The organism is Mesorhizobium sp. M7A.F.Ca.MR.176.00.0.0 (assembly GCF_004023165.1).
Taxonomy (GTDB): Bacteria; Pseudomonadota; Alphaproteobacteria; order Rhizobiales; family Rhizobiaceae; genus Mesorhizobium.
In genome coordinates this window covers 1-16,306 of the sequence record NZ_RZTC01000127.1, presented here as the reverse complement: position 1 = coordinate 16,306, position 16,306 = coordinate 1, and the positions used below count along the sequence as shown (strand labels likewise).

Below are 16,306 nucleotides of genomic sequence, written 5' to 3'. Positions count from 1 at the left end.
AGTAGGCAGTAGGCAGTAGGCAGTAGGCAGCAGGCAGTAGGCAGTAGGCAGTAGGCAGTAGGGGTCTATTCGGGTGCAAGTTTGAAAATAAGCTGGCGAAGCATTTTGCCGATGCCCTCCGTGGATGTCAGCAACTGACTAGCTTGATCATGCGTGGCAAGGCCAATGCGTTCAGCGATCTGGAGGTGTGTCTCGAATTCCTTCAGCCAGCCTTGGGCAATCCTCAGAAATTGCTGATAGGAACCTCTGTTGTCTCGGCCATAACCTTCGGCGATGTTTGCAGGAATAGAGGTTGCTGAACGGCGGATTTGGCTGGTCAACCCATACAATTCCTCTTTTGGCCATGCCTTGGTCAAAGAATAGGTGGCGACAGCCAGATCCATCCCCTGCTGCCACACGATAAGATCCTTGTAGGAATTGATCTTGCCGGTCATCTCACTGCCTAATGCCTACTGCCTACTGCCTACTGCCTTCCAATTAATGCTCGCGCGATGATGACGCGCATGATCTCGTTGGTGCCTTCGAGGATCTGGTGCACGCGCAGGTCCCGCACCAGCTTCTCGATGCCGTAGTCGTGCAGGTAGCCATAGCCGCCGAGCAGCTGCAGTGCGTCGTTGGCGACATTGAAGCCGGTATCGGTGACGAAGCGCTTGGCCATCGCCGACCATTTGCCGGCGTCCGGCGCCTTGCGGTCGAGCTTCGCGGCGGCGGCATAGAGGAAAATACGCGCCGCCTGCAGTTCGGTCTCCATGTCGGCCAGCCTGAACTGCAGCGCCTGGAACTGGTTGATCTTCGAGCCGAAGGCCTTGCGCTCGGCGGTGTAGGAAAGCGCCTTGTCGAGCGCCGACTGCGCGCCGCCCAGCGAACAAGCGGCGATGTTCAGACGGCCGCCGTCGAGCCCGGCCATGGCGATGCCGAAACCCGCACCTTCGCCGGACAAAAGGTTCTCCGCCGGCACCTTGCAATCCTCGAAGATGACCTGGCGGGTCGACTGCATATGCCAGCCCATCTTGTGCTCGTTGGCGCCGAAGGAGAGGCCTGGCGCATCTCTGGGCACGACGATGGTGGAAATGCCTTTCGGCCCTTCAGTGCCGGTCCGCACCATGACGGCGTAGACATCGCTGTCGCCGGCGCCCGAGATGAACTGCTTGGTGCCGTTGAGCACATAGTCGCCGCCGCTCTTCACCGCGCGCGTTTTCAGGGCTGCGGCATCGGAACCGGAGCCGGGCTCGGTCAGGCAGTAGCTCGCCAGCCATTCCATAGAGGTCAGCTTCGGCAGGAAACGCTGGCGCTGCTCGTCATTGCCGAAACGGTCGATCATCGAGGCCACCATGTTGTGGATCGAGATGAACGATGAAAAAGCCGGATCGGCGTGCGACAGCGCCTCGAAGATCAGCACGGCGTCGAGCCGGCCAAGTGCCGAGCCACCGACATCGTCCCTGATATAGATGCCGCCAAGGCCGAGCGGGCCGGTCTCGCGGATCACATCGGCCGGGAAATGCTTGTTACGGTCCCAGTCGAGCGCATTTGGCGCGACACGGTCTGCGGCGAAGGCCTGCGCCATCTCCTGGATGGCGCGCTGCTCCTCGTTAAGTTCGAACTGGCTGGTGCTCGCATCGACCGCGGCGTCCATGGCGTGCTCCCTAATCTTCGACCTGTTGGCCTGTCGTTTTTGGCTTTGCGCGCGCACCAATCTAGACCAATGATGCCGCCGCGCAACCCGACGCTCTGCGGAGCGGCTGTGCACCAATGCATGCCCGGAGCAAGATGTGACGACAAAATTCGATGAACTGCTGGGCCGGTTCCGCGCATACCTTTCCTCCGTGGATCACGCCTTGGTGCGCGATGCCGTGGCGCGCATTGGCTGGGACATGCCGGCTCGCACGCTGGAGCCGCATCCGCTCAACTGCCTGCGTCATCTTGATCGCGCCGCAGAGTTGGCGCCGTCGGATGCCAAGCCGCTGGTGCAACTGCTTGCTGAACGGCGCAACGATCTCCGCTGGGGGCAGACCTACAGCGAGGCGGATTTCGGAAAAGAGTTCATCGATAAATACGGCTGGCTGGAAGTGTTCGGCACCCGAGGCCACTTCGTCAATGACGCTGTCGCCGCCGGCGTGCTGATCCTTGGGCCTGATATCGTCTATCCCGACCACCATCACATTGCCGAGGAAATCTACATTCCGCTGACCGGCGGTACCGAATGGCGCATGGGCGAGAGCGGCTTTTGCATGCGCACGGCCGGCGAGGTCGTCCACCACGCGTCCAACGTCAATCACGCCATGCGCACCGGCCAAGACCCATTGCTGGCGCTGTACATCTGGCGCGGCGGGCCGCTGGCGCAGAAATCCGATATCACCGGAACCTTGGCGCAGGGCAGGGACTGATGGCCAGAGCGATCATGCTGCAAGGCACGGGTTCCGACGTCGGCAAGACGGTGCTGGTCGCCGGCCTCTGCCGCGCGGCAAAGAAGCGTGGGTTGAAGGTGCGGCCGTTCAAGCCGCAGAACATGTCGAACAACGCCGCCGTTGCCGATATTCCCGGCGACAAAGCTGGCGGCGGCGAGATCGGCCGCGCGCAATGGCTGCAGGCGATCGCTTGCGGCGTGGCACCCTCGGTCCACATGAACCCGGTGCTGCTGAAGCCGCAGACCGATGTCGGCGCACAGGTTATCGTGCAGGGCAAAATGTTCGGAGAAGCGCGGGCGCGTGATTACCAGGCGATGAAGGGCCAGTTGATGGACGCCGTTCTGGACTCCTGGGGCAAGGTCGGCGAGGGCGCCGATCTCGTCATCGTCGAGGGCGCGGGTTCGCCGGCCGAGATCAACCTGCGCAGCCGCGACATCGCCAATATGGGCTTTGCCACGCGCGCCGACGTGCCGGTGGTGCTGGTCGGCGACATCGATCGCGGCGGCATCATCGCTTCGGTCGCCGGCACGCATCTGATCCTGCCGGAGGAGGACCGGCGCATGATCGTCGGCTATCTCATCAACAAGTTCCGCGGCGACATTTCGCTGTTCGACGATGGGCTGAAGTCGATCGAGACATTCACGGGTTGGCGCTGTTTCGGCGTGGTGCCGTGGCTGAAGGCGGCGGCGCGCCTGCCTTCGGAGGATTCGGTGGTGCTGGAGCGGTTGGTGTCCGGCGATGCACGCGCGTTGAAGGTGGCGGTGCCGATGCTTGGCCGCATCGCCAATTTCGACGATCTCGACCCGCTCAAGGCCGAACCGCAGGTCGAGGTGGTGTTCGTGCCGCCGGGAAAGCCGCTGCCGGCCGATGCCGGGCTGGTGGTCATTCCGGGCTCCAAGTCGACGATCGGCGATCTGCTGAAATTCCGCGAGAACGGCTGGGATCGCGACTTGCTGGCCCATCGCAAGCGCGGCGGCCATGTCGTTGGTATCTGCGGCGGCTTCCAGATGCTCGGCCGCACAGTGCGCGACCCTGACGGCATCGAAGGCAGCGTCATCGAAGCCGAAGGGCTCGGCCTGCTCGACGTCGAAACGGTGATGGAACCGGAAAAGACGGTGCGCAACGTCAGCGCCCGTTCGGTGCAATTCGACTTGCCGCTCGAAGGCTACGAAATCCACCTCGGCCGCACCACCGGACCGGATACGCTGCGGCCTTCCGCTGTCATCAATGGTGTCGAGGACGGGGCGGTGTCGGCCGACGGCAAGGTGATCGGCACCTATATGCACGGCCTGTTTGGCGCCGACGGCTTTCGCGGGAAATTCCTCGAAAGCCTCGGCATCAAGGGCGGTAGCATCGACTACCGGGCCGAGGTCGAGCGGGCGCTGGACGAGGTCGCAGCCGAGCTGGAGACCCATCTCGACTGCGACGCGATTTTTGCACTGGCGCGGTGATTCGGGGCACTGGTTGGCTCAGGCCTTCTCGCCAGCCTTCGGCCAGTAGGTGCCAAACGACCAGACGTTGCCTTCCGGGTCGCGGCAGATGAACTCGCGGCTGCCATAGTCGCGGTTGGTCAATTCCTGGATGATCGTGGCGCCGGCCTTCCTGGCCTTGGTATAGGCGGCATCCGCGTCGTCGACGGCAATGTAGATCGACTTGCCGCTGCCTGAGCCGGGTTCGCCGACCATCTTGCCGTAGTCGTCGTCGCGGACCGTGCCAATCATGATCATCGAAGAGCCGAAGACCAGTTCGGCATGGTGTACGACATCGCCTTCGCCATAGCGGGCACGGACGCTGAAGCCGAAAGCCTCGCCCAGCCAATCGATCATTCTTGCCGCGTTCTTGTAGCGCAAGGCGGGGTAGAGGCGGGGCGCTTCAGTGGTGGTGGGCATGGGAACCTCCTTCGTTGGGTTGGTCGTTAACCCACTCTGCTCAAAGGCCGGTTCGGCGTCTTGAAGAAATGTTACCTGACGGAGAGCGCGGTTGGCGTCTCGCCGGCGAGGTCGCGAAACTCCCGCACCAGATGGGCCTGGTCGGCATAGCCGCAATCGGCGGCTATATCCGCCCAATCGGCTGTCGGCTGTCTCGACAGGCCGAGCGCCCGGTTGAAGCGGACGATGCGCGACAGCGTCTTGGGGCCGATGCCGATGGCGTTGGAAAAACTGCCGGCGAGATGCTTGCGGCTCCAGCCCAGCCTTTCGGCGATCGATCCAATGCGGGTCCGGCCGCCGGATGCGATGATGCGGTCATAGGCCCAGGCGATTTCAAGCGGCGTCTCGGCGGCATTCTCGAGACGGGCGGTGACGAAGGCTTCGGCCATGTCGAAACGCGTCGTCCAGGCCGGCGCGTTGCCCAGCCGTTCACGCAGCGCCAAACCTTGCGCGCCAAGCACGTCGTCGAGGACGACCATGCTGTCGACCAGTTCGCTCATCGGCAGGCGGAAGAAACGGCGTGCGCCAAGCGGCGTGAAGTTGACCTGGACGCAGCAGGCGCCGCCGAAGGATTCGATCACCACCGGTCCGGCAAAGAGGCCGGCGGCGAAACTGGCGAAGCGGTCATTGTCGCCGGGTGCCTTGCCGAGGCCGATAGCGAAGGGTTCAGCGAAGTTGATGACCAGCGGCACGGTGAGGGACGCGTATTCGACGTTGCGCATATGGCCGGGCGTCATTTCGCGATAGCCGCAAATGTCCGACACAATGCCCTGAAGTCGAGGCTCCGGCAGGCGCCGGCGCATCTCGAACCGCCCGGCGACGGACCGGTCCTGCTCTTGCTGGGGTTGCATCTCGACTGGCATCGGCCATCCTTGCGCCAAGTCAAATCTAGCAGACCCGGGGCCGGAATCAAAAGCGCCCGGCTTTTGGCCGGGCGCTCCTCGTCCCCACTTCAAGGGAAATGGTCAGGCGCCGCGCATCAAGCAGCCGCCGGCAAGCACGATGAAAGCAATAAGAACAATCCACACCGATGCGAGTGGAATGAACGCAAGAACGCCAAGCGCGGCGAGTGCGCCGATGATGGCGATAACAACGGAAATGATAAAAACGATCTGCGTAGGTGCGCTAAGATTCATGTGTGGCTCCTCCTACATGATTCGAACAGCGGCATTCTATCAGGGCGCGTGATCACACACCAATCAGGGCGCGCAGCGGGTTCGCCGGGTCGGCCAGCAGCTTCACAGCAAGCGCCAGGCACACGATCACCAGCAGCGGCTTGATCAGTTTCGCGCCGATGCGCATGGCCAGGCTGGCGCCGACGCGGGCGCCGAGGAACTGGGCAACGCCCATCATCAGGCCGATCTTCCAGTAGACGACGCCGAAGGCCGCGAAGACGATGAAGCCGCCGATGTTGGAGGCGAAGTTGAGCAGCTTGGTATGCGCCGTCGCCTTGAGCACGCCGTAGCCGGCAAGTGCCACGAAGGCCAGCATGTAGAAGGAGCCTGCGCCTGGCCCGAACAGGCCGTCGTAGAAGCCGATGGCCGGCACCAGGGTCAGCCCGAACAGGAACGGCGACAGCCGCTCGGCGCGGTCGATGTCGTTCATGTTGGGCTTGAACGCGAAGTAGAGCGCGATGGCGATCAGCACGATAGGCAGGGCAGCCCGCAGAATGTCACCCGGCACGATCGTTGCCAGCAAGGCGCCGATGGCGCTTCCGACAAGGGCCAGAAGCGCCGACGGCAATTGCCGGCGCAGGTCGACATGACCCTTCGATGCGTAGTGGATGGTCGCCGAGCCCGAGCCGAACATGCCTTGCAGTTTGTTGGTGGCGAGCGCCTGGACCGGCGTGAAGCCGGCAAGCAGCAGCGCCGGCACGGTGATGAGCCCGCCGCCGCCGGCGATCGAATCGACAAAGCCCGCGGCAAAGGCGGCGAAGGCGAGCATGGCGACGGTCTGGATGCTAAGGTCGATCATCTGATGTATGGCGGTGTCCGGCCGGCTGAAATATCGGGCGTTCGACCACGGCCGCCCTGTTTGCGCAAGGTCGATTCCGCGCTACCTCTATCCAAGCGCATCGCGCTTGGATTTGTATTTGTGTGGTTAACCCGGAAAGAGGCTCCTGATGGCATTCGCATTGCTGGACCAGATACGTCAGATATTCGACGGCGACCCGGGTGTGCGCAAGGTGGCGGACGATCCGGTCCTGTCGGCGGAACTGCTGATGTTGTTTCGCATGATCCTGGCCGACGGGTCTGTCAGCGAGAGCGAGATGGTTGTCTTCCGGCGCATCTGCAAGGACGCCTTCGGCATTGCGGAAAGCAGTATCGACAGCGTCATCGAATATCTCAACGAGTTCGGCTACGAGACCAACGGCTCGCAGGCGATTGCACTGTTCCGCGACCTCGATGTCGAGCGGCGCCGGCAATTGGCCAAACATATGGCGGAGATCGCCAAGGCGGATTCGCAACTTGCCGAGAGCGAGATGCGCCTTCTGCGCCGCACGCTCGACCTGCTCGACATCAGCCCGGTCGATGTGGTGAAGCCGCAGGAGTGATTGGACGCCTTCTCTCCTGATCAGCCTTGCTCTCGCAGCCGCGTCGCGATCGCCCGGTGCAAATCAGGGGCGGCGGTGACAAGCGCCTTGGCCGCCTCGGATTGCGGGTGGTCGAGCACCGCGTTCGTCTTGCCGCGCTCGACGATCTTGCCGTCATGCATGACCAGCACCTCGTCCGTAATGGCGCGGGCGACGGTCAGGTCATGGGTGATGAAGAGATAGGCGATGCCGAGCTTCTGGTTGAGCTCGGCGAACAAATCAAGGATTTGGGCGCGGATCGAGACGTCGAGCGCCGAGACCGGCTCGTCGGCGACGACCAGCTTGGGGCGGGTGATGATGGCGCGGGCGATCGACAGGCGCTGGCGCTGGCCGCCGGAAAATTCATGCGGGTATTTGTCCATGTCGCTGATGCCGAGGCCGACTTCGTGCAGCGCATGCGCCACCATTTCGCGGCGCTCGGTGCGCGTCGGCTTCTTCTCCAGCACATGCAGGGGTTCGGCGACCAGTTTTTCGACCTTCTGGCGCGGGTCGAAGGAGCCGTAGGGATCCTGGAAGACGACCTGCATGTCACGGCGGGCCGGCTTCAGCTCGGCTTCGCTCTTGCCTGTGACGGTCTCGCCTCGGAACCGGATCGTGCCCGAGCTTGGTCGGTCCAGCGCCAGGATCATGCGGGCGAGGGTTGACTTGCCGCAGCCGGATCTGCCGACCAGCGCCACCGATTGGCCCGGCGCCATCGACAGCGAGACATCGTCGACGGCGCGGATACCAGGCGCGCGTTTGAATAATGAGGTGCGTCGGCCGGGATAGTCGCGGGTCACGCTTTGGACCTGAAGCAAAGGTTGGCCCGTCTCGATGTCATGCAGCCTGGCGCGCGCCGGCACATGCATCGAGGCCTGCGCCAGCTGGCGGGTGTAGGGGTGGGTCTGTTCGGACAGCGTGCGCGCAGTGTCGCCGGCTTCCATAACCTCGCCGCGGCGCAGAATAGTGATGCGGTCCGCCATCTCGGTCACCACGGCGAGGTCGTGCGAGATCAAGAGCAGGCCCATGCGGCTCTCGGCGACGAGGTCGCGCAACAGGTCGAGGATCTGGGCTTGCAAGACAACGTCGAGCGCCGTCGTCGGCTCGTCGGCGATCAGCAGCTTCGGCTTCAGCGCGCAGGCGATGGCGATGACGACGCGTTGGCGCTGGCCACCGGACAGTTCATGCGGATAGCGCGACATTGGAAATTTCGCTTCGGGGAGGCCGACGCGGTCGAGCATTTTTCGCGCCCGGTCTTCGGCCTCGGCGCGGCTGGCCTTGGTGTGCCAGCGTATGCCTTCGGCAACCTGTTCGCCGATAGTCTTGACCGGATTGAGCGCCGTCATCGGCTCCTGGAACACCATGCCGATGTCGTCGCCGCGCAGCGCGCACATTTGATCCTCGCTCGCCGTGAGGATGTCGATGCCGTCGAATGTGACGCGTCCGGTGGCGCGCGCGGCATGGGGCAGAAGCTGCATCACCGTCAGCGCGGTCATCGACTTGCCCGAACCGGATTCGCCGACCAGGCCCATCACCTCGCCGGGCGCGACGGAAAGCTCCATACTTTTAAGGATCTGCGTGTCACCGATGGTCAGCGACAGGTTCTCGATGTCGAGCAGGCTCATCGCTGCCGCCGCGATTTCGGATCGAGGATGTCGGCGATGCCGTCGCCCAGGAGGTTCAGCCCCAGCACGGCGACAACGATGGCCATGCCCGGAAAGATCGCCATCCATGGCGCCACCACCATGCGGGTCTGCGCGTCGAACAGCATGCGGCCCCAGCTCGGCATTGGCGGTTGCGTGCCCAGGCCCAGATAGGAAAGCCCGGCCTCGGCCAGGATGCCCAGCGCGAACTGGATGGTGCCTTGCACCAGGAGCAGCGTGGCGATGTTGGGCAGCACATGTTCGATTGTGATTTGCGCGCTGCTCTTGCCGGCGGCGCGTGCGGCGAGAATGAACTCGCGCGGCCAGATCGCCAGCGCGCCGGCCCGGGCGACACGGGCAAAGACCGGGATGTTGAAGATGCCGATGGCGATGATGGCGTTGATCGCGCCCGGCCCGAAGATGGCGGTGATCATGATCGCCGACAGCAAAGCCGGGAAGGCGAAGACGAGGTCGTTCAGCCGCATCAGTGCCTCGTCGACGAGGCCGCCGCGTGCCGCCGCAAAGGCGCCGAGCGGCACGCCGACCCCCATGCCGATGCCGACCGCGACCAGCGCCACGGCAATCGAATTGCGGGCGCCGACCATGACCATCGACAGAATGTCGCGGCCGAAATGGTCGGTGCCGAACCAGTGCGCCAGCGAGGGTGCCTGCGTCTTGTCCGATATCACCAGTTTGGTGACGTCGTAGGGCGTCCAGGCATATGAGACTACAGCCATTGCCAGGATCATGAGGGTAATGACGAAACCGGCCACGAAGGCGGTATTCCTGAATGCCTTGCCCAGGATGCTGCCGAACGTCTCCTCTGGGATGTCGATGTGCAGTGTCATTGCCGGCTTCTCAGGCGCGGATCGACCACCGCATAGGAAAGGTCGACGAGGAGGTTGACGGCGATGACGGCCGCGACCAGCAGCATGACGACGCTTTCGACCACGATCAGATCGCGCTGCGTGATGGCCTGGAACACCAGCCGGCCGAGGCCGGGCAGATAAAACACATTCTCGATGATGATGGTGCCGGCAAGCAGGAAGGCGAATTGCAGGCCCAGAATGGTCAACACCGGGATCATGGCGTTGCGCAGTGCATGCCGCCACAAGACTGCGCGATAGGGCAGGCCCTTGGCGCGGGCGGTGCGGATATAGTCCTCGTTGAGGACCTCGATCAGCGCCGAGCGGGTAACGCGCGCCAGGATCGCGGCTTGCGGCAAGGCAAGTGCGACCGCCGGCAGCAGCAGCGATTTCAAGGCTGGCCAGATGCCGGCACTCCAGCCGGGAAAGCCACCGGCCGGGACCAGCCGCAGCCAGACGGCGAAGACATAGATCAGCATCAGTGCGAACCAGAAATTGGGCACGGCGACGCCAAGCTGTGCGGCGCCCATCGAAATCGTGTCACCGGCGCGTCCACGCCGGCTGGCGGAAAACAGGCCAACGGGAATCGCGATGATGGTGGAGAGCGCAAGCGCAATCAGCGCCAGCGGCAGCGAGACGGCAAGCCGCTCGCGCACCAGGTCGATGACCGGCACCGAATAGGTGTAGGAGCGGCCGAAATCGAGGCTGAGCAGGCCGCCGGCCCATTGCAGGTAGCGCAAGGCCAGCGGGGCGTTGAGGCCCATCTGGTTGCGCAGCAGCTCGACCTGATCGGCACTGGCGTTCAGGCCCAGCATTAGCCGCGCCGGATCGCCGGGCAGGATCTCCAGGACGGCGAACACCACCATGGAAGCCAGCACCAGCGTGGCGAGCGCGACGGCGAAGCGTTTTAGGAGGTAGGCGGTCATGGAAGGTGGGGGATCACTCGCTCCACTTCACCTTGGTCAAATCATTGGCCTGGATCGGGGCGTTTTCCCACAGGCCTTGCAGCTTGGCGTCCCAGACGCCGACCTTGGGCAGTTCGTAGAGGAAGCCGACCACGGCATCGTCCGCCAGGATCTTCTGTGCCTGCCCCAGCAATTCCTTGCGCTTGGCTTCGTCGGAGGTGACGCCGAGATCGGCAATCACCTTGTCGAAGGCCGGGTTGTCGTAGTTGAAGTAATAGTCCTTGCGCGAATAGATATCGATGTCGTTGGGCTCGGTGTGGGAGACGATGGTCAGGTCGTAATCCTTCTTGGTGAACACCTGATCCAGCCACTGCGCCCATTCGACCGGGATGATCTCCAGATCGATGCCGACGTCGCGAAGTTGTGAGGCTATGATTTCGCCACCGAGGCGGGCATAGGCGGGCGGCGGCAGTTTCAGCGTCGCCTTGAAGCCGTTTTCGAGGCCTGCCTCTTTCAGCAATTCCTTGGCCTTGGCGACATCATGCTGGTAGCGGCCGGTGAGGTCGACATAATCCTTGCTGGCCGGCGACATGTGCGAGCCGATCGGCTGGCCGAGGCCGGCCGAGGCGCCGTCGATGATCGCCTTGCGATCGAGCGCGTAGGAGATCGCCTGCCTCACCTGCAACTTGTCGAAAGGAGGCTTCTTGTTGTTGATCGACAGGATGGTCTCACCCTCGGTCGAGCCGATCACCACCTTGAAGCGCGGATCGTCCTTGACCTGCGCGAGGCTGTCGGCATCGAAGAACGGGAAAGCCTGGATGTCGCCGGAAAGCAGGGCCGGCACATAGGCCGCGGCATCGGGCACGATGCGGAATTCGGCCTTGTCGAGGGACGCCGGCGTGCCCCAGTAATTGTCCGATTTGACCAGCGTGATCGACGATCCCTTGGCCCAGCTCTGGAACTTGAACGGGCCGGTGCCGATCGGTTTCTCCTTGTTGGTCTCTGCCGATTCCGGCGCCACGATCACCGCGTCACCCCAGCCCATATTGTAGAGGAAGGATCCCTGCGGGTTCTTCAGCGTCACTTTGACGGTCGCCGGATCGACGACGTCTATCGTATCGATGGCCGCGAATAGGCCCTTTTGCGCGTTGACCGAATTTTCGGCGCGGGCTCGATCGAGCGAGAATTTCACGTCGCCGGCATCGAAGTCGGTGCCGTCATGGAATTTCACGCCGGTGTGCAGCTTGAAGGTGTAGACCTTTCCATCATCGGAAATGGTCCAGCTTTCGGCCAGATCCGGCAGCACCTCGCCATTGGGCCCGATGCGTGTCAGGCCCTCGAACACATTGGCATATAGAACCTCGTCGATTGCCGCGGCGGCACCTGCGGTCGGATCGAGATGCGGGGGTTCGAGCGGAATGCCGATGACCAGGTCGGTCCGCGCGGCAAACGCGGAAGCGCCGGCGGCCAGCGACAGCACCGCGGCCGCCAGGATGGTTTTCCACAGTTTCATCGTGCGACTCCCCATGCGTTTCAGACACGTGCTCGAACCCGGGCGATAGAAGCGTGATTTCGCCGCGGAGTAAATTGCGTTTCGTTCTGCCCGTTGGCGTGGCCGGGAATGTTTTGTCCTGGCCACCGCATCGGCAGGTCGAAGCTTGTCGCGGTGCGCCTTACCCCGCGGCTGTGCCGCGCAGCAGCACGTTGAGCCCTATCGCCATCACCTTGGCCGATTCTACCATGTCCGATATCCCGACCCATTCGTCCGGCCGGTGGGCGAGGTCGAGAATGCCCGGCCCATAGGCGATGCAATCATAGATATGGCCGATGCGCGCAATGTGCTTCTGGTCGTAGGTGCCGGGCGAGATGACGTAGTCGGGTTCGCGGTCGAAGATCGCCATGATGCCTTGCGCAACCGCTTTGACCACCGGGGCGTCGCGCTCGGTCATCAGCGGCAGCACTTCCATCAGGTCGCGGATTTCGTAGTCGAATTTTGTCCGCTCGCGCTTTAGCCGGTCGAGAATACCGGTCACTTCGCCTTTGACGGTGTCGAGATCTTCCTCCAGCAGGAAACGACGGTCGATGGTCAGCCGGCAGGAGTCGGGCACGTTGGGCGACGGCAGGCCGGGCCGGAAGTCCTCGGTCTGGCCGCCATGGATCGAATTGATGTTCATGGTCGAGCGTTTTGCCCCTTCGGGCACGACCGGCATGCGCGTCATCTTACGGTCAAGCGCAGGGAACAGCTCGTCCTCGAAAGCCCTCAGCACGGCGCCCATGTGGCGCACCGCATTGTCGCCGAGAAACGGCATCGAGCCGTGCGCGATCTCGCCCTTGGTCTCGATCTCCGCCCACCAGACGCCGCGATGCCCGAGGCAGATGCGGTCCTTGTTGAGCGGCTCGGGAATGATGACGTGGTCGACCCTGGGTTTTGAGAAATAGCCGAGTCTGGCCAGATGGGCGACGCCGCCGAAGCCGCCGGACTCCTCGTCGACGGTGCCGGATATTTCGATGACGCCGGGAAAGTCGGGGAAGACTTCCAGGAAGGCTTCGGCTGCGATGATCGAGGCGGCCAGTCCGCCCTTCATGTCGCAGGCGCCGCGACCATAGACCTTGCCGTCTTTGACGACGCCGGCAAAAGGATCGACGGTCCAGCCGTCGCCGGCTTCGACCACGTCGATATGCGAGTTGAAGTGGACGCAGGCGCCTGACGATCTTCCGTCGAAACGGGCAACGACATTGACGCGCGGGTAGCGGTCGGTGTCGCCGGGCGTGCCTTCGGCGCGGATGAATTCGGTCTCGAAACCACTCTTCTTCAGCCGCGCGCCGAGATATTCGGCGCATGGCCGATAGGCCTCGCCGGGTGGATTGATGGTCGGAAAACGGATCAGCTCAGTGGTCAGCGCGACGACATCGTCGCGCCTGTCATCGATTGCCCGGAGGAGTCGCTCGTTCATGCCCAGAGTTGAGCAGCGATCTCGGCGGTTTTGCAAGCCCGTTGGTGATCGAGCCTGTGCGGCGTGTCGTTGCGGCAACTATTGCGGGAAATCGTTCAAATTCGCTGCTTTGGATTGGCGAATTGGTCAAGGTGTGTGTGTTAGCCCGTTCATCTGCCATTAAAAAGATGAGAGACAATTTGAGGGCAGGCAGGTTAGGGGCAATCAAAGGGGTTTGATCGCATGAAAAAGACAGTTCTCATGGCAGCCGTGTTTGTTGCGATGCTGTTCGGTGCTTCGGGGCAGGGCTGGGCAGCCAGCCTCGTTGCAAATATTGACGTGTCTTCGCAGACGATGACCGTCAGATATGGCGCGTCGGTTTACCGGTGGAGCGTCTCCACCGCGCGCAAAGGTTACATTACGCCGCGCGGCAGCTATCGGCCGCAACGGACGGCGCGGATGTGGTATTCGCGCAAATACGACATGTCGCCAATGCCTCATTCGGTGTTCTTCCGCGGCGGCTATGCCATTCACGGCACCGGCGCGGTGAGGCAGCTCGGGCGCCCGGCATCGCATGGCTGTGTGCGCTTGCACCCGACCAATGCCGCCGCCTTCTATGCGATGGTTCGGCAAGCCGGTTTCGGCAATACGCGCATTGTCGTCACCAACTGAAGAGATTCAGGTTCGCTGTTGTCGGCTGGCGCAGGGCTAACACCCTCGCCAGCAGTTCTGTTTAAGCGTTCGGGACCGCTTTTGCCTGCGAGGGCCGCTTTCGACGCCCGCCGCTGATCTCCCACCTTTTGTGGAACCACATCCACTGGCCGGGATCTTCTCGCACCCAGCGTTCGACGACATCGTTGAGACGCTGGGTGGTGGCGTGGACATCGACGCTGCCGTCAGCCGTGCGCGGCAATGTCAGCTTGTCCTCGATTTCGAGCCGGAAGCGGTTGCCTGGCAGCCTGATGCAGCGAGCCGGATAGACGTCGCAGTCATAGTGACGGGCAAGGGTGGCCAGCACCCGATTGCTCTGGCACGGACGGCCGAAGAATGTCGTCTCCAGTCCGTTGGAGAATTTCTGGTCGACAAGGATGCCGATGTTGCCGCCGTTCTCCAGGACCCCGGCCAAGGCGAATGAGGCACCGGCCATCGATGGCAGCAACGAGCCCATGGTCGAGCGGCGCGTCGAGAGGATGTAGTCGGCAAGATAAGGATTGTTGGGTGGGCGAAACAGCGCCGTGATGTTCATGCCGAAGGTCGCCGCCGCCACCGGCAGAAGTTCGAAATTGCCGAGATGGCCGGTAAAGACGATGTGCGGCTTCACTTCGCTGGCGATTTCGAGGAAGTGGTCCGCTCCTTTGACCTCGATGCGGCCGGGCTTGATCGCTGTAGGGTCATAGTCGAAGAGGGCGTCGAGAAAGATGTATTCCGCGGCAAGACGGGCCATGTTGCCCCACATGTCGGAGGCGATCGCCTGGATCTCGGCTTCGCCCTTTTCCGGATAGGCCTTGCGCAGATTGTCGACGGCGACCTGATGGCGTCCCACCCGGGGGCCGACCATGCGTGCGGCGCGGTCGGCGAAATTCAACGCACTGTCGGCCGGCAGCAGGCGCAGGACCGAGATGATCATCATTGCGGCGCGCGCCACCAGCCAGTAATTGAGCTGGCGCAGTTGCCTGCCGTAGCGAAATTTTAGATCCCGGCGGAACTTCTTGAACACAGAGGTCAAGGCTCTAGCCGACGCGCAGGATGATCTTGCCGAAAACGTCGCGGCCTTCCATGCGCTTCAGCGCGGCGTCGATACCGTCGAAGCCGACTTCGGTGTCGATGACGGGTGCGACCTGTCCCGCCGCCATTTTCTGCATGGCGTTGGCCATGTTTTCCATGCGGCAGCCAAACGAGCCAAGCAGTTTCAATTGCTGCTGGAACAGCTGCATGAGGTTGATCTGCGTCGACACGCCGGAAGTCGAACCGCAGGTCACCAGGCGGCCGCCACGCTTCAGGCACAGCATCGAGGCGGCAAAAGTGTCGGCGCCGACATGTTCGAAGACGACATCGACGCCCTTCTTCTTGGTCAGCTTGCGCACGACGCCCTCGAAACGGTCGTCGCGGTAGTTGATGACATGGTCGGCGCCGAGCGCCTTGGCTTTGTCGATCTTGTCGTTGGAGCCGACCGTGGTGATGATGGTGCAGCCCATCCGTTTGGCCAGCTGGATGGCTGCCGAGCCGATGCCGGATCCGCCGGCATGGATAAGGATCGTCTCGCCGGGCTGTAGCCTGGCGTTGTCGAACAGCATGTGCTCGACCGTGCCGAAGGTGACGGGCGCGACCGCCGCGCCGATGTCGGTCACGCCGGGCGGGGCAGGGACCAGCAGGCGAGCCGGCAGGTTGATCTTCTCTTGCGCGAAACCGTCGAGATGGAAACCGTGCACACCCGAAACATGTTCACAGAGGTTGTCGTGGCCTTCGCGGCAGGCTCGGCAGAGGCCGCAGGTGCGCGCGCCGTAGATCGATACCAATTGTCCGGGCAGCAGGCTGGAAACGCCGGAGCCTACCGCCTCGACCTCGCCCGAGGCTTCGGCGCCGACGACCAGCGGCAGCTTGCGCTTGGCGAAGGCCATGCCGCGCCAGCCCCAGACGTCGATATGGTTCAGCGCCACCGCCTTGATGCGCAGCGTGACTTCGCCAAGTGCCGGCGGTGGGGGAGGCGGCAGGTCCACCGTTTCAAGACGGCGGTCCTCGATAAGTTGCAATGCGCGCATTGGGCCTGTCGGTTTCGGTCTGGCTGAAAAAGGTCGCTTAGACCGGTTCCCGCGCCATGACAAGGCAAGTGTTCTGGCCGCCGAAGCCGAAGGAGTTCGACAGCACGGTGCGGACCTCGGCATTGCGCTTCTTGTTCGGCACCACGTCGAGCACGATCGCGGGGTCGGGATTGTCATAGTTGATGGTCGGTGGAATGACGCTTTCGCGCATCGTCATCAGTGAGAACGCCGCCTCGACGGCGCCCGCCGCCGACAGCGTGTGGCCGATCATCGATTTGTTCGACGAGACCGGCAT

At 63.0% G+C, this 16,306-nt stretch carries 17 protein-coding genes and 1 pseudogene; 4 read left to right on the top strand and 14 right to left on the bottom strand.

Translation table 11 applies throughout. The features are described from left to right. Nucleotides 1-65: 65 nt before the first annotated feature. Nucleotides 66-434 carry a four helix bundle protein gene (locus EOB59_RS29300; protein ID WP_128289823.1) on the bottom strand — a complete coding sequence of 123 codons (369 nt, stop codon included), beginning with the start codon at nt 432-434 and terminating at the stop codon, nt 66-68. Between the two features lie 29 nt (nt 435-463). Beyond that, nucleotides 464-1,633, bottom strand: a complete 1,170-nt coding sequence (locus tag EOB59_RS29295) for an isobutyryl-CoA dehydrogenase (RefSeq protein ID WP_128289822.1) — start codon at nt 1,631-1,633, stop codon at nt 464-466. Between the two features lie 136 nt (nt 1,634-1,769). On the opposite strand from EOB59_RS29295, the gene EOB59_RS29290 reads away from it, so the two are divergent. Together EOB59_RS29290 and EOB59_RS29285 are read left to right on the top strand one after the other, a co-directional pair. Next, entirely contained in the window at nt 1,770-2,384 is a 615-nt protein-coding gene (locus EOB59_RS29290) for a dimethylsulfonioproprionate lyase family protein (RefSeq protein ID WP_127810217.1), read from the top strand. Next, on the top strand, nt 2,384-3,856 hold the full coding sequence (locus EOB59_RS29285) for a cobyric acid synthase (protein ID WP_128289821.1): 1,473 nt from the start codon (nt 2,384-2,386) through the stop codon (nt 3,854-3,856). Before EOB59_RS29290 ends, EOB59_RS29285 begins: the two co-directional genes overlap by 1 nt. A gap of 18 nt (nt 3,857-3,874) precedes the next feature. Here the strand turns inward: EOB59_RS29285 and EOB59_RS29280 are convergent, their stop codons facing one another. From EOB59_RS29280 to EOB59_RS29265, 4 genes are all read right to left on the bottom strand, one after another. Then, the gene (locus EOB59_RS29280) at nt 3,875-4,294 is read right to left on the bottom strand and encodes a VOC family protein (protein WP_128289820.1); all 420 of its coding nucleotides are present in this window, start codon (nt 4,292-4,294) and stop codon (nt 3,875-3,877) included. A 71-nt stretch (nt 4,295-4,365) separates the two neighbouring features. Beyond that, nucleotides 4,366-5,196, bottom strand: coding sequence for an AraC family transcriptional regulator (locus EOB59_RS29275; protein ID WP_128289819.1), 831 nt, complete (start codon nt 5,194-5,196; stop codon nt 4,366-4,368). A 102-nt stretch (nt 5,197-5,298) separates the two neighbouring features. Next, nucleotides 5,299-5,469 carry a hypothetical protein gene (locus EOB59_RS29270; protein WP_127268806.1) on the bottom strand — a complete coding sequence of 57 codons (171 nt, stop codon included), beginning with the start codon at nt 5,467-5,469 and terminating at the stop codon, nt 5,299-5,301. Between the two features lie 52 nt (nt 5,470-5,521). Further along, complete coding sequence (locus tag EOB59_RS29265; RefSeq protein WP_127331885.1) at nt 5,522-6,307, bottom strand: TSUP family transporter; 786 nt, start codon at nt 6,305-6,307, stop codon at nt 5,522-5,524. 148 nt (nt 6,308-6,455) lie between these two features. Between EOB59_RS29265 and EOB59_RS29260 the strand changes: the two genes are divergently transcribed. Beyond that, the gene (locus tag EOB59_RS29260) at nt 6,456-6,887 is read left to right on the top strand and encodes a TerB family tellurite resistance protein (RefSeq protein ID WP_127268808.1); all 432 of its coding nucleotides are present in this window, start codon (nt 6,456-6,458) and stop codon (nt 6,885-6,887) included. A gap of 20 nt (nt 6,888-6,907) precedes the next feature. Here EOB59_RS29260 and EOB59_RS29255 read toward each other — a convergent pair whose 3' ends face one another. The 5 genes from EOB59_RS29255 to EOB59_RS29235 form a co-directional block, all read right to left on the bottom strand. Beyond that, nucleotides 6,908-8,530, bottom strand: coding sequence for a dipeptide ABC transporter ATP-binding protein (locus EOB59_RS29255; protein WP_128289818.1), 1,623 nt, complete (start codon nt 8,528-8,530; stop codon nt 6,908-6,910). Further along, nucleotides 8,527-9,396, bottom strand: coding sequence for an ABC transporter permease (locus EOB59_RS29250; RefSeq protein WP_127810223.1), 870 nt, complete (start codon nt 9,394-9,396; stop codon nt 8,527-8,529). The genes EOB59_RS29255 and EOB59_RS29250 overlap by 4 nt, the downstream gene beginning before the upstream one ends. Then, nucleotides 9,393-10,340 (bottom strand): ABC transporter permease, encoded by a 948-nt coding sequence (locus EOB59_RS29245; RefSeq protein ID WP_127269831.1) that lies wholly within the window; start codon nt 10,338-10,340, stop codon nt 9,393-9,395. Before EOB59_RS29245 ends, EOB59_RS29250 begins: the two co-directional genes overlap by 4 nt. Nucleotides 10,341-10,353: 13 nt before the next feature. Next, a complete protein-coding gene (locus tag EOB59_RS29240) occupies nt 10,354-11,832 on the bottom strand; it encodes an ABC transporter substrate-binding protein (protein ID WP_127810224.1) in 1,479 nt (492 codons plus the stop codon). A 160-nt stretch (nt 11,833-11,992) separates the two neighbouring features. Then, nucleotides 11,993-13,273, bottom strand: coding sequence for an acetylornithine deacetylase/succinyl-diaminopimelate desuccinylase family protein (locus EOB59_RS29235; protein WP_127810225.1), 1,281 nt, complete (start codon nt 13,271-13,273; stop codon nt 11,993-11,995). Nucleotides 13,274-13,495: 222 nt separating this feature from the next. Here EOB59_RS29235 and EOB59_RS29230 point away from each other — a divergent pair, with 222 nt between their 5' ends. Further along, complete coding sequence (locus EOB59_RS29230) at nt 13,496-13,924, top strand: L,D-transpeptidase (protein WP_023812266.1); 429 nt, start codon at nt 13,496-13,498, stop codon at nt 13,922-13,924. A 61-nt stretch (nt 13,925-13,985) separates the two neighbouring features. Here EOB59_RS29230 and EOB59_RS29225 read toward each other — a convergent pair whose 3' ends face one another. The 3 genes and pseudogenes from EOB59_RS29225 to EOB59_RS29215 all read right to left on the bottom strand — a co-directional run. Beyond that, nucleotides 13,986-14,969 (bottom strand): lipid A biosynthesis lauroyl acyltransferase, encoded by a 984-nt coding sequence (locus tag EOB59_RS29225; RefSeq protein ID WP_164873981.1) that lies wholly within the window; start codon nt 14,967-14,969, stop codon nt 13,986-13,988. Between the two features lie 13 nt (nt 14,970-14,982). Next, nucleotides 14,983-16,011: a zinc-binding dehydrogenase gene (locus EOB59_RS29220; RefSeq protein WP_127398721.1), complete on the bottom strand. Its 1,029-nt coding sequence runs from the start codon at nt 16,009-16,011 to the stop codon at nt 14,983-14,985. Between the two features lie 37 nt (nt 16,012-16,048). Beyond that, nucleotides 16,049-16,306 (bottom strand): annotated as a pseudogene (locus tag EOB59_RS29215) (beta-ketoacyl-ACP synthase); the annotation flags it as partial.